At 36.8% G+C, this 14,001-nt stretch carries 10 protein-coding genes; 9 read left to right on the forward strand and 1 reads right to left on the reverse strand.

The window, feature by feature from the left end:
* Positions 1-107: 107 nt before the first annotated feature.
* Positions 108-617 carry an STM3941 family protein gene (locus T323_RS0110800; protein WP_026673295.1) on the forward strand — a complete coding sequence of 170 codons (510 nt, stop codon included), beginning with the start codon at positions 108-110 and terminating at the stop codon, positions 615-617.
* 132 nt (positions 618-749) lie between these two features.
* On the opposite strand, the gene T323_RS0110805 is transcribed toward T323_RS0110800, so the two are convergent.
* Complete coding sequence (locus tag T323_RS0110805) at positions 750-1,265, reverse strand: hypothetical protein (RefSeq protein ID WP_051556489.1); 516 nt, start codon at positions 1,263-1,265, stop codon at positions 750-752.
* Positions 1,266-1,643: 378 nt separating this feature from the next.
* Between T323_RS0110805 and T323_RS0110810 the strand changes: the two genes are divergently transcribed.
* The 8 genes from T323_RS0110810 to T323_RS0110845 are packed head-to-tail and all read left to right on the forward strand — an operon-like array spanning position 1,644 to position 13,812.
* Complete coding sequence (locus T323_RS0110810) at positions 1,644-3,998, forward strand: DUF8725 domain-containing protein (RefSeq protein ID WP_026673297.1); 2,355 nt, start codon at positions 1,644-1,646, stop codon at positions 3,996-3,998.
* Positions 3,995-4,927: an ABC transporter ATP-binding protein gene (locus T323_RS0110815; RefSeq protein ID WP_026673298.1), complete on the forward strand. Its 933-nt coding sequence runs from the start codon at positions 3,995-3,997 to the stop codon at positions 4,925-4,927. The genes T323_RS0110810 and T323_RS0110815 overlap by 4 nt, the downstream gene beginning before the upstream one ends.
* Positions 4,924-5,799: an ABC transporter permease gene (locus T323_RS0110820; protein ID WP_026673299.1), complete on the forward strand. Its 876-nt coding sequence runs from the start codon at positions 4,924-4,926 to the stop codon at positions 5,797-5,799. Before T323_RS0110815 ends, T323_RS0110820 begins: the two co-directional genes overlap by 4 nt.
* A gap of 32 nt (positions 5,800-5,831) precedes the next feature.
* On the forward strand, positions 5,832-7,370 hold the full coding sequence (locus tag T323_RS0110825; RefSeq protein WP_026673300.1) for a DUF8809 domain-containing protein: 1,539 nt from the start codon (positions 5,832-5,834) through the stop codon (positions 7,368-7,370).
* A 12-nt stretch (positions 7,371-7,382) separates the two neighbouring features.
* On the forward strand, positions 7,383-8,372 hold the full coding sequence (locus tag T323_RS0110830; protein ID WP_026673301.1) for an AAA family ATPase: 990 nt from the start codon (positions 7,383-7,385) through the stop codon (positions 8,370-8,372).
* 5 nt (positions 8,373-8,377) lie between these two features.
* A complete protein-coding gene (locus T323_RS0110835; RefSeq protein ID WP_169737892.1) occupies positions 8,378-9,235 on the forward strand; it encodes a DUF58 domain-containing protein in 858 nt (285 codons plus the stop codon).
* 31 nt (positions 9,236-9,266) lie between these two features.
* Positions 9,267-11,060: a vWA domain-containing protein gene (locus T323_RS0110840; protein ID WP_026673303.1), complete on the forward strand. Its 1,794-nt coding sequence runs from the start codon at positions 9,267-9,269 to the stop codon at positions 11,058-11,060.
* Positions 11,044-13,812 (forward strand): VWA domain-containing protein, encoded by a 2,769-nt coding sequence (locus T323_RS0110845; protein WP_026673304.1) that lies wholly within the window; start codon positions 11,044-11,046, stop codon positions 13,810-13,812. Before T323_RS0110840 ends, T323_RS0110845 begins: the two co-directional genes overlap by 17 nt.
* Positions 13,813-14,001 lie beyond the last annotated feature (189 nt).

Consider the following 14,001-nt stretch of genomic DNA (forward strand, 5'->3'; position numbering starts at 1 on the left):
CAAGCACATAGTAATTTTTCCCTAATAAATATTCATTCTAATGTAGGATGAAATGAAATCATAGTTTCATTATTATTTTAGAGATGAGTTGAAGGGAGGACTACATATTGAAGGAATATCGAATTGAAAGATCAAAGAAGAAAATGATCGGTGGAATTGTACTTTTATTATTTTTTGGGTTACCTTTTAGTTTCTTAGGCGTATATTTAATTGTAGATGAAGGATTTTCATTTATTTCACTTTTATTCATTGGATTAGGAGTCGTTCTATTATCATTTATGATATACGCTATAAAAAAAGTAAAAGATAATAGTCCTGATGTCATAATAAGTAAACGAGGAATTTATTTAGATATGTTCACGGTCTGGATTCGCTGGGAAGATATTGAAGGAATTCTACCTTATCAATTACAAGGTCAAACTTTCTTTGGTGTCATTGTAAAAGAGGAAGAAAAATATATTTCTCCTTTAAAAGCGAGTAAACGGAATCTCATCCGTATAAACCAAAAGATGGGTTTCCCAGGCTTTAATATTTCTTTAACCTATTTAAAACATAAAGAACAGTTATTTGAGGCATTGGACGCATACAATGTGCCGATATTAGAAGTCGTTTCATAAAAAAAGTGTTCGAAATGGTGATTATTTACCATTTCGAACACTTTTTTTAAAAGATTAGAAAGCAAAAAATTAGGTGGAGCAACGAAGGGGGAGCACCTGAGCTTGTAACGAAAAGACGCTCCCGTGTTTTTCTTAATATTGGGGATTCCAAATGATATAACCTGATTTTGTTTCTTCGTTGACAGACACTTGAAAATGATGCTTTTCATAAAAAGCTATGAGTCTATTAATATGGTTCCAATCCCGTTTTACAAGATCACCTGTAAGAAATTGAATGTTTTTTTGTTCAGCCATTTGCTGAAGGTAGGACATACAAACAGAACCATAGCCTTTATTAACAGGTCCTTTAATATCATTGATATGAATCGTATTTGTGTCGGTATATGTTGCTTGTATGCAAAAATCCCATTGACCTGTATAGGCGGTTTCACATTCGTTTAACATGACTTGACATTGAACGCCATCGTCATATTTATAGAGAATGACCCATTGTTCTTGCATTGTTTGGTCAATTGCAACAACTTCCCACTTTTTTGCAATTTCAAATAAATTTTCTCTCATTCGAAAAATTTGAAACTCCATATCTTCCAGTTTCTCGGTGTCTCTTTTTTCATCCCTCTTCTCAAGTATAAGTATGTTTTGTGTCATTGTCCTCTCCTTTTTTTCGTTTCATGTTATAATATGTCATTTTTATTGGAAGTGTCACACCTGTAAAAGTATAGCATCGACCGTATGACATGAAAACAAAAACACCCTACATATTAATCCGTTCACAATGATAAGGAGATTTCAAAAAATGGATTGACAATTATGTAGTTTTCTCGTTATGATGTTTGTATTAACTGTATTATGAGTAGTAGTACACATGAAGAGGTGAAAAAAATCTAGTTACATATTTTTACACAGGAAATACGCTATAAATAAGAAAAAACAAATATGATTCTTTTCATGATTATGGTACTTTTAGTTTTATATGGGATCTAGTATTCTATGAACTTATTCTTTATTTAGAAAGCAGGGGAAGTTATGTTACAGAAGTTATTAAAAATTGTCTTGCTTGCATTTGTCCTATTATCTTTTATACCTTCACAAGTTAAAGCCGAAGGACAAATTCATGTTGAAACAAGTATTGGTTTTGAAAATAAAATTAAGCAATACCAAGGTTTTCCGGTTGAAGTTACACTAACAAACAAAGGGGAAGATATTGCAGGGGAATTAGTGATTCAGGTTTCACCTGGCTATCACTCAAACAATGGCAGTATTATTACTCAAGTGGATCTTCCAGCTAATAGTGAGAAAACAATTCAATTAACAGTCCCTGGGTTAGGCGATTCTTATTATTATAATAATCAAAACTTCGAACATATTAAATTTTATGAAGGGTCTTGGCAAACTGGGAAAGAAATCCCATTAACTGGTCAAACAAAACTTTCTCCACGGATTTTAAGTGAAGATGAAATCGTATTTGGGCTTTTAACTACGAATCCAGATGCTTTTAATTTTATTAAATCTGTAAAAGGTCCTTGGGGAAATCAACATTCAACTATGCCAATCGAAGACACACAAATTCCTACAAACCCAATGGGTCTCTCAATGTTTTCAGCAATCGTTGTTGATCAATATGCAGTTGCTGACTTGTCTGCTGAACAACAAAGAGCTATTGCTTCTTGGGTGTCACTTGGTGGACAATTATTTGTTACTGCTGACTTGTCCGCACCACAAAAACTAGGAGATTTATCGCGTTTTTTACCAATGTCGAGTGATTTAAAATCAGAAACGATCGATGCCGAGTTTTTTGAAAACGTAAGTGAAGAAGAATATCCGAATAAACAAGTTGAGGTCGTTATCGGAAATCTTCATGAAGACGCAGTAATCATTCAAAAAACTGACGATGATATTCCACTTATTACGTCAAGGTCTCACGGTAGTGGTGAGATTATCCAGTTGAGCTTTTCACCAAGTGCGCAAACTTTCGCGAGTTGGGATGGGGCAACTAAGTATTGGACGAATGCATTTATGCAGCAACAATCAAACAATCACTACTATTATGAATCGATTTATGACCGTCTTGGCTGGGGGTTTGCATCGACTGCAAACTTGTTCCCATCCTCATTTTTACCATTTTCTCTTCTTGTTGGGGTTATGGTTGTTTATATTTTAATTATCTTTCCAGCTCTATTTTTCATTTTGAAAAAAATGGATAAGCGTGAACATTCATGGTGGATTATCCCGGCATTATCTTTATTAATATGTCTAGCGATTTTTGGATTTGGTGGGAAAGATCGAATTGCTCAACCACAATTAAATGAAATAACATTGCTTCAAATCGATGAGCAAGGAACCGGACAGGGTTACGGTAGCGTTGCTTTTTTAAGTAATAAAAGTGGAAATTATGCAATGACGGTTGGGACAGGAGATTTTTTAGGATTCCCTATTAGTATGTCTCATAATATGGGCTCAGCTCTGTCAACTTCAGGTATTCGTAATCAAGGTGACGAAGTGGACTTTTTATTTAAAGACGTCGAATATTGGTCCATTCGTAATGTAACGGGTCCATTATCAAATATAGAAACCGGACAGTTTGATACAAATTTGCAATTATCGAACAAAAAGCTTACAGGAACAATAACAAATCATACACAGTTTACGTTTGATGAACTACTATTTTTGTCTGGACGTCAAGAAGAATCAATAGGAGCGATAGCACCCGGAGAAACAATCGAAGTTGAGATTGACTTAAAAGGTTCTCTTCTATTAGCGCCTTCGTATCGAAATATGAATTACAACCCAAATCAAGAGTTACACGAAAGGAGAAGAGAAGAATTACTGAATCAGATGATTGAGTTTAACCTGTTTGAGCGTGGGAAACCATCCATTGTTGGTTTAACAAAGGAAGAAGTATTGCAAACAACACTTGAAAACAGTGACCCTCTTGTGGAACGGTTGAATGTGATAACACAATCTGTTCATGTAGAAAATTTATATGATGGACCATTTGACCTTGTTACAGATGATTTTGCACCTTATGTGTATGGTATTGATCACATGGGCCATTACTTAGAAAGTGACCTTGAATCAGGTGGAAGAATGGTCATGGCTTCTGCTGGAACGTATGAATTTGGTTATCGGCTTCCTGAAGACCTATTAGATGCTGAGTTTTCATTATTAGAAATTAAAATAAACAATGGCCCCAATTTTGAATATGAAATTTATGTTAGTGAATCAGACACTTATGAACCATTAGATGATAAAACGTCATTTGATAAGCCGAAAAAGTATTTTACTGAATATGGTGAAATGTTAATTCGTGTTACAAAGCCAGATATGCCTGAACAGATTCCAGTGCCAGAACTGTCCTTGAAAGGGGATGTAAAAGAATGATTGAAACAGTCAACCTTACAAAAAAATATGGTTCATTTACAGCATTAGATAATTTAAATCTCTCGATATCTGAGGGGACAGTTTTTGGTTTTGTTGGTCAAAACGGGGCAGGAAAATCAACAACGTTTCAAATATTAGCAACGTTAATGTCTCCAACGTATGGAACAGCGTATATTAATGGGTTAGATGTAACAAAAGAGTCAGTGAAAGTAAGACGTCTCATTGGGTATATGCCTGACTTTTTTGGGGTATATGACCAATTTAAAGCCATAGAATATTTAGACTTCTACGGTGCTAGTTACGGTCTTAGTGTAGAGGAGCGAGCAGCTGTTATTCCACAGCTTTTAGAACTAGTCAACCTTACACATAAAAAAGATTCATATGTTGATTTACTTTCCCGTGGGATGAAGCAAAGATTATGTTTAGCGCGATCTTTAATTCATGACCCTAAAGTGTTAATTTTAGATGAACCAGCGTCAGGCTTAGATCCAAGAGCACGAGTAGAAATGAGAGAAATATTAAAAGAGCTTAAAACAATGGGAAAAACAATTATTATATCGTCTCATATTCTACCTGAATTAGCGGAAATGTGTGACGAAATCGGAGTTATTGATAATGGAAAGCTCGTGGCGACAGGTACTGTGTCTGAAATTCAAGACAAATTACAACAGCAAAAAATCATTCAAATTACAGTCAATGATGAACACGAAAGAGCGGTCCGCTTTTTTGAAGATGACCCAAGTGTGTTTAATGTAGTATTGGATGAGTCTGGAATGATTCAATTTGGATATAAGGGCTCTGATAAAGACCAACAAGCACTTCTTAAAAAAGCGGTTTTAGCTGATATTTCAATGATAAGCTTTAAACATCTTGAAAAGAACCTTGAAGATGTCTTTATGGAAATTACAAAAGGAGCGGATGAGAAATGAACATAAAAGTTAATAACCCGGTTTTAAATAAAGAATTTCGCTTACGTTTTCGCTCGATTAAAAGTTATATCGGAATAGCTTGTTATTTAGGAATTCTTGCATTAATATCATTAGGTTTTATCGGTCTAACATTAGTGATGGATTATGGCGGAGTGTTTCGACCTGAGGAAAGCCGAAGCATGTTCATTATGATAAGTATGCTACAACTTGCACTTGTTATTTTTATAACACCAGGATTAACCGCTGGAATTATCAGTAGTGAACGAGAACGTCAAACGTTACCGATTTTATTAACAACGGCACAATCTTCTAGTGCGATTATACTGAGTAAACTTTTTTCATCGCTTGCGTATTTAGTGTTAATTGTATTAGGTACGGGACCGTTGTATATGATTATTTTCTTATATGGTGGTATATCACCGCTAAATGTATTTGCTAGCTTCGCGTTGTATTTATTTACGATGCTTGTCATCGGAAGTATAGGTGTACTCGCTTCAACACTTATTCGTAAAACGATTATTGCGATGGTCACAACGTATAGCATTGCCTTTTTTCTTGCAGGAGGGCTGGCCATCATAACGATGATGGTGATGAGTTTTAGCTATGAGTTTTACTCACAAGGATCTGATTTTATATGGCCGTTTTTAATTGCTTCTTTAAATATTCCAATTATGTTTTTTTCACTCCTTGAACCTGCCGTTATGGAGGAATTTAAAACAATGGCTGGAATTTCATTTTCACCATGGATCATTTTCTTTAGTTTTTATGGTGTCATTATTATTGTAAGTTTGGGGTTAGCGATTACAAATCTACGTCCGAAAATGAAAACGAAAAACTTTCCTAAACGACAACAGGAAATGTCGACTGAATAATAGGATGTAAGAAGAAAAGAGGTGACTATTTCATGGATGAGAAAGGACAGTTTTTGAGGCTGTTATATGAAGTGAAAAAACGATTATGGTTTCACCATATTATTCGTTTTATTCAACTCGGTTTATTATATGCTATTGGCACCATCTTTTTCATTTCGATTGTCGCTCGGTATATACTCGTTTCTTACTTACCGCTTTGGTTACTAGGTAGTACTGTTGTAGTAACGATAATTATCCTTGTTTTAATATTGAAAAAACGACCAAGTACATTAAAAGCGGCTATGCTTTTTGACAATGAAGTCAAAGAAGACCGCGTTATTACAGCGTTTTCCTTTATTGATGATGCAAAAGAGCTAACCGTATTCCAACGTCGAGATGCTGTTTTGGCAATGAAAAAAACAAAACAAAAAGTGCTAAGTGAGCAAAAAGTACCATTTCAATGGAAGGAACTCACTGTTGCTCTTCTATTACTAGCAGCGACAGTAACCTCTTTTCTTTTTCCGAGTGAGCGCATGTTAGCAGCTAGTGAATTAGAAAAGACACTCGAAATTGCCAACGAAGCAAAAGAAGAAGTAAAGGAAATAACTGAAGAGGAACCATTAACAGAAAAGGTAAAAGACCTTTTTGATACGTTAAAAGAAGAGGTAAAAGAATCGGAAACAGCCGAAGAATTACTAGAGACATTGTTAGAGAATGAAAAGCTTGTAGATGAAGTTAAATTAGAGCTTCAAGAAAAAGAACAAGAATTAAAAGAACTGTCGGATATGTTCCAAGAAAATGATTTACAAGACATTTCAAGTGCCATTGATTCTTTGGACAATGAGGCATTACAAGAAGCGATGAATAAATTAAATGATCTTGCGTTGACGGACGAACAAAAACAAGCATTAGTGAACATGCATGAACAATTAACAGGAAAAGAAATGGGTAATGCAGAGGATTTATCCCCGGAAGAGTTAGCGGAAATGCTTGAGGAGCTTGCCGAAAAATTAACGGAACTATTAGAGGCGGGACTCGATTTAGAAACGATAATTGCGATGCAAAATAATCTTCAAGCTGTCGCTAACAATGTGAATGCGAATTTAGGAAAAGCGGGACTTCCATCTAAACCATCGTTATCATTTGCAGACTCTAACTCTTCAGGCCAATCGAATTCTGATCAAGAAGGAACAGGGGATGGTGAAGGGCAATCAGAAGGGTCTGGTAATGGAAACAGTAATGGAAATGGAAATGGAAATGGAAATGGCAACGGGTCAGGGCAAGGCGGAAATGGAACAGGATCTGGTTCAGGTAATGGAGCTGGAACGGGACAAGGGTCAAGAGAGTTAGTAACGATTCCAGAACGAATTGACGGAAAAACAAATCTTGAAACAGATGGAGGAGAACTCAGTACAGGGACGAGTGAAAAACAACAGTCTAATGCACCTGTGTTAAAAGGTTCTACCCGTCCGTATCAAGAAGTGATTGGTCAATATGAAGAAAGTTATCGTGAAAGTATGGACCGAATGCAATTACCACGTCATTTAGAAGGTGTTGTCCGTGATTACTTTACGGAACTAAATCAAGAATAGGAGTGACTTTTATTGAAAGAACAACAATATGAAAACGCACGCGAACAGTTACAAAAGACAAAAGCGACGATACAGTCTTTTATCGTTGGTCAAGAAGAAACAATCAATCAAATTATTTGGTCTATGTTTGCTGGGGGCCATGCTTTGCTTGAAGGCTTACCTGGAGTTGGAAAAACGATGATGATTAAAACGATTTCAGAAGTGATGAATTTATCGTTTTCGCGTGTGCAATTCACTCCTGATTTAATGCCAGCAGATATTACAGGGACGATGATGATTGAACCGAATGAAGAAGGAAAACAGCAATTTGTCTTTCATAAAGGACCAGTGTTCGCCAATATTGTCTTAGCTGATGAAATCAACAGAGCTACACCAAAAACTCAAAGTGCTTTATTGGAAGCAATGGCGGAAAAAACAGTTACAGTGATTGGAGAAACAGCCTCTCTTCCCGCGCCATTTTTTGTATTAGCAACACAAAATCCTGTTGATTTAGAAGGGACGTACCCTCTTCCTGAAGCGCAAATGGACCGCTTTTTATGTAAGATTAATGTTCAATACCCAACGAAGGAAGAATTAAAAATGATCGTGGAACGAACCGTTACTTCTAACCCTGAAGCGTTATCAGCAGTCATTGAAGGAGCTGATGTCCTTTCGATTCAAGCATTAGCACAAGGGATTTTAGTTGCAGAGGAGATGCTTGATTTTGCAGTCAATATCGTTATGGCGACGCATGCAGATCATGAGTTAGCACCTGCATCTGTAAAGCAATATGTCCGCTTCGGCTCGGGCCCTCGTGGTTTGCAAAGTTTAATTAAAATCGCGAAAGTCCGTGCATTAATGGAAGGCAGATACCATGTATCTTCTGGTGATATTAAGCATGCCGCTCTACCTGTTTTACGTCATCGTTTGTTTTTAAATTTTGAAGGAGAAGCAACAGGGATAACGACAGATGTAATTATTACAGATGTAATCGAAGCTGTTTCTGTTGCGACAACGGTGTAATGGTGTTGTTACCATCTGATATACGGATGCGTTTAGCTCGTTATAAGTGGAATACTTCTTTGTTGAAACGAGGTTTTCAAAAAGGGAGTCGTAAATCTTCTGTTTTTGGTAGTTCACTAGATTTCTCGGATTTTCGGCCATATCAACCTGGTGACGATGTTAGACAAATTGATTGGAATGTTTATGCGAGAACAAATCGTCATTATATAAAGCGATTTTTAGATGAGCAAGAGCTTTCTATTACAGTGATGTTAGATTGTTCAGCTTCTATGCATTTTGATGAAGCGAAGTGGAAGAAAGCAAAAGCACTTTGTGCGGCTATTAGTTATATTGGACTTGCAAATGATGACCGAATTACATTTGTTCCTGTTGGAGCAGGGAATAAGCCGTTTCGTAATAAAAAAGGAGTAGTGTTTTCATCACAGATGATGACGTATGTTGATTCGGTTAAAGGAACGGAGCAAGAACAATTTTTTTCGATTGTTGAACATTATAGACAACCGACAACTGCTTTAACTTTTATTGTGTCTGATTGCTTAGAAAACAGCGAAATCGTCATTGATAAATTAAAAAAACTTCAAACGAATCAACAATTGCGACTCGTTCAGCTTTTATCAGAAGCAGAAATGGAACCAGCAACAGTTGGAGATTTGAAATTAATTGATGTCGAAACAAAAGAAACGGTTCAAGTTAGCTTGAATCGCCAAGTCCTTACTACATATAAACAAAGACTTCAAGCCCATTGTCATGAAATAGAAAAAGCTTGTCATGAGCGTGGAATTGGGTATTTACTACTAAGTACAAAGCAATCGCTTGACCATGTCATCTTTTCAGAAATGAGAAAAAATGGCTGGTTATCTTAGCGAACTATGAGCTAGAGAGTAGGTGACTACAATGGGATTTCTCACTCCCGCCTTTTTCGGCTTGTCCATTTTTTTAGTCGGTCTTGTTCTATTTTATATGTTTCGCAAACAATATGAGGAACATATTGTTTCATCTAATGTGTTATGGACGCAAGTGATGAACGAATGGCAGGCGACAAAATGGTGGAAAAAGCTACAACGACAATTATTATTGCTACTTCAGCTCCTAATCTTATTGTTTTTAATGCTAGCCCTTGTTCGACCGTTTATTCATACGGACGGTGTTGAAGGAGACCATGTCATTGTGTTGCTTGACCAATCCGCAACAATGTCCGTGGCTATGAATGAGGCTGATGTAAATAGATTTGAAGAAGCGAAAGAAGAGATAGTAACGTTGTTGGCCAGTAAAAATAACAACCAAGCTGTAAGTCTTATTGGTGTAGGGGATTCTCCGTCCTTATATATTAATCGTGAAACGGATCGAGCAGTCATCGAGTCAAAATTAAATGAGATTGAAATTAACTATGAATCTAGTGATTTCACGCGCGCTTTATCATTAGCTCAGTCTCTTTCAGAAGGGCAATCTTCAAGTATTCACGTATTTACAGATTCATTAACGAGCGAAGGTGTAAACTCCTTTCGCTTTGATGCTCCTCTTTACGTTAACAACATGAGTTCCGCTCTAGACGATAATGTCGCCATTGTTACGTTTGGGTTAACGACAAAACAAAATCAAACATCAGCTATCGTTACATTACAAAATGAGAGTGAAGGCAATCAAACAGTTACGGTTCTGTTCAAAGCGGATGGAGACATTGTTGACGAACTTGAAGTTCCACTTGAAGCAAAGGAAGTCAAGCATGTGACGGTAGATTCGTTGCCGAGTGCTTTATATTATGAAGCGTCTATAGAAAATAAAGATATGTATGCACTAGATAATTCGGCGTTTGCGTTTTCTTCTTCTGACCAAAAACCTATTGTTTATGCGGTCGGTCCTATCTCGTCTTTTTTATATAAAATTTTACTTCATTTAGGATACGACGTCATGCAAGCAGATACATTTGAAGCGATAAATGATCTTCCAAAGGATGCAATCGTTATTTCTTCTATAGGTAGAGATGAAGAGCTTTCGGGAACTCATTCACTGTTATTATTAGCACCTGAACAAACAGAAAAAGTAAGCATAGAAGCAGAGATTACAGCAAAGACGAACGAAGAATTACTGGATTATGTTACTGTTCAAGATATTTATATTAGTCAAGCGATTGAAACAGATTCTGTCAGTGCCGAAACGATTATGTCTAGTGGTAATATTCCACTTATTAACAAAGGAATTAAAGATGGTCAAGCTTATGTGGAACTTTTCTTTTCCATCCAAGATTCAGATTGGCCAATGCATTCGAGCTTTCCTATTTTCATCTATCATGTAATGGAATATTTACAAGGGGAGACAGGGCATATCGGTTATTTTCAGCCAAATGAAGCACGTGTCATTCAAGTATCGTCTACAGAACCATATGAGATTGTAGATGATAGGGGAATTAAAAAAGGAATACACAAAAATACAAGTGATTTGTTTCAAGCACCAGAAAAACCAGGCTTATATGCTTTAATAAGTGATTTAGATGAAACTTTATATTTTGCCGTTACTTTAGCTGAAAGTGAAAGAAGTGTTTTATCTGCAGATTCCTTTGAGGTCGGAGCCAATGTTGATACCTCGATATCCGATTCATCGAGATTTGAGTGGTGGCCATGGTTAATCTTAGTTGCATTTATCCTTTTGTTAGTGGAATGGGAGGTGTACCGACGTGGGATTCGAACTTGATTATCCTCTCGTTTTATTGTTATTGATTCCAGCTATCGTAGTCATAGTCGTATTTATTCGGTCTAAGATTCAACTTTCTAATTCGGTAAAAAAAGTTATTATTCCATTACGATTTCTCATTCTTGCTCTTCTTATTGTATCTTTAGCTATACCGAATATTGTGTTTACAACGACATCAGTTCATACTGTTTTTTTGATTGACCGGTCTGATTCAATCGAAAATTCAAACAATGAAATGACAGCTTTTATTCGTGAAGCTGTCGCCGAAAAGAAACATGATGATTCATTTGCAATTGTATCGATTGGAAAAGATGCACGAGTGGAACGAATGTTATCAACGGATAAAAGCTTTAGTAGCAATTGGAATGTCATCCAAACGGATTTTACAAATATCGAAGCAGGGATTCAATTAGGATCAAGTTTACTTGCAAAAGAGCGGGCCGGCCGTATCGTTTTATTAAGTGATGGAAATGAAACAATTGGTAATGCGCTAGAACAAGCAAAAATTTTAAAAGAACAAGGAATTTCATTAGATGTCGTTTCCTTTGAACCAAACGATGCAAAAGACGTGGCGCTAGAAGATTTTTCTCTTCCGCGACAAGTGTTTAAAGGAGAACAAGCAAATTTAGCGATTTCGGTAAAAAGCAGTGAAGAAACAACTGGCCTTTTACGAATTTCCTTAAATAATGAAATGATTATACAAGACGAAGTTGATTTAAAAGAAGGGGTTAATGCCTTTCGTTATTTATACCCTTTAGAGAAAAGTGGCATGAATCGTCTTCGTGCAGAAATCATAGCAGATGGAGATAGTATTCTAGAAAACAATCAATTATCTGCAATTACAACGATTACAGGCTCTCCAAAAATTCTTATTGTAGAAGGTCAAGAGAAAACGTCAACGCCATTACAAGAAGCCCTTCAGTCTTCAGGACTTGATGTTGACACAATAACACCACCTAAACTCCCGACAGAGTTAAACGGTTATTTGCAATATGGAACAATTGTTTTTAACAATGTTTCTGGTATGAAAGTTTCTGAAAAACAAATGGAGTTAATCGAAAAAGCGGTAAAAGATTTTGGTGTAGGATTCATCATGACAGGTGGAAATGAAAGTTTTGCCTTAGGTGGTTTTAAAAATACACCGATAGAAACGATATTACCGGTTGAGATGGAAATTAAAACTGAAGAGGATATTCCTTCTGTCGGGATTGTCTATGTTATCGACCGGTCCGGTAGTATGATGGGGCAACGATTAGAGCTTGCTAAAGAAGCGGCAGCACGTTCCATTGAATTATTGCGTGAAGGAGATACAGTCGGTGTTATTGCCTTTGATGACCGAACATGGCAAATTGTTGATACCGAACCGATGACAAATATAAAAGAGGTAACTGATAATGTATTAGGCATTACAGCAGGTGGAGGAACTGACATTTACCCTGGATTACATGAAGCTTATATGCAAATTCAAGAACTCGACCTTCAACGAAAACATATCATTTTATTAACTGATGGTGAATCGCCTGAAACAGGAAACTATCAGCAGCTCATCGAAACAGGTAGAGATGATCATAATGTGACATTGTCAACGATTGCGGTAGGGGATGGCGCTGACCATTTTTTACTAGATACTCTTGCTGAATATGGAACGGGGCGCTTTTATGCAGTATATGATGAAACGACGATCCCGAGTGTGTTATCGAGAGAAACGATGTTAACAACGAGGACGTATATCGAAGACAATCCTTTTTACCCTATGGTGGTAAGTGGAAATGAATGGACTACACATTTTACAAAAGGAGTTCCACAAATGAATGCCTATATTGCTACAACAAGTAAGGACCGGGCTTCAGTTGTTCTTTCAAGTGAAAAAGAGGACCCGGTTTTGGTTAGATGGCAATATGGACTTGGAAAAACAGTCGCATGGACGTCTGATGTGAAAGGCGAATGGTCTGGGCAATGGGCAGCTTGGGAACAGTGGGCTCCACTATGGAACGATATTATCACATGGACAATCGGAGCCAATCAACAAGAGCCATTTGACATGACCCAAAAACGAGAAGGAACGAAAAGTGTTGTTACATTTTCAACGGAGGAAGAGCAAGCTCGTCCTTTAGATGCGAATGTAGTGAATGAATCTGGCCAAGAAGTAGAAACGACTGTCCGAATGACAGCGCCGGGACAATATGAAGTATCCTTTGAAGCAATAGAAGGAATGCATTATGTTCAGCTTGTTGAAAAAGACGAAGAAAGTACTCCTGTATTTCAAACTGGACTGACCATTCCATATCCTGAAGAATATAAAATGCTGCCAACTAATGAAACATTGTTACAGTCGTTAGCAAAGGTTGGTGAAGGGGCAGCCATTACAAACGGCAAAGACGCATTCCGCGAGTTAAATACTCGACCAGTTTCAAAACAAAGCATTTCTCACTACTTTATTTTACTTGCCTTTTTCCTATTCTTTATTGAAGTTGCCATAAGACGCTTCGGATTACCGAGCTTTGTGGTTTCAAAAGGAAAAAAGACTAATCCAACTGTGACAGTAGATCCTTATGTACCAATCCGTCCTACAACAAAAAGATTGAGCAGTAACGGAAAACAACAATCAAATGATGCAACACAGAAAGATAGCACAATACCAAAAAGGAAGGAAGAAGTAGTAACAAAGAAACAAAGGGTTGAACCTTCTCTTCCAGCATCTTCTGACACGATGAAACGATTGTTAGAAGCTAAAAATCGAAAACGACGCTAATGATTAGGTCCGATGATTTACACATAGATGTATCTAATGTTCATTATGAGCTTAGGTACATCTTTTGTATTATTTAGAGGGAAAGAAACATCATAAGACAACTTCCACCTTCCATACATATTGTAATAAAGGAGGGGTAAGCATGGTTAAAGGCATTGATATGCAAATGGTCGTGTTTGTAGGAATTTC

The organism is Alkalihalobacillus bogoriensis ATCC BAA-922, from assembly GCF_000621445.1.
In the GTDB taxonomy this organism is placed as follows: Bacteria; Bacillota; Bacilli; order Bacillales; family Bacillaceae_F; genus Bacillus_AO; species Bacillus_AO bogoriense.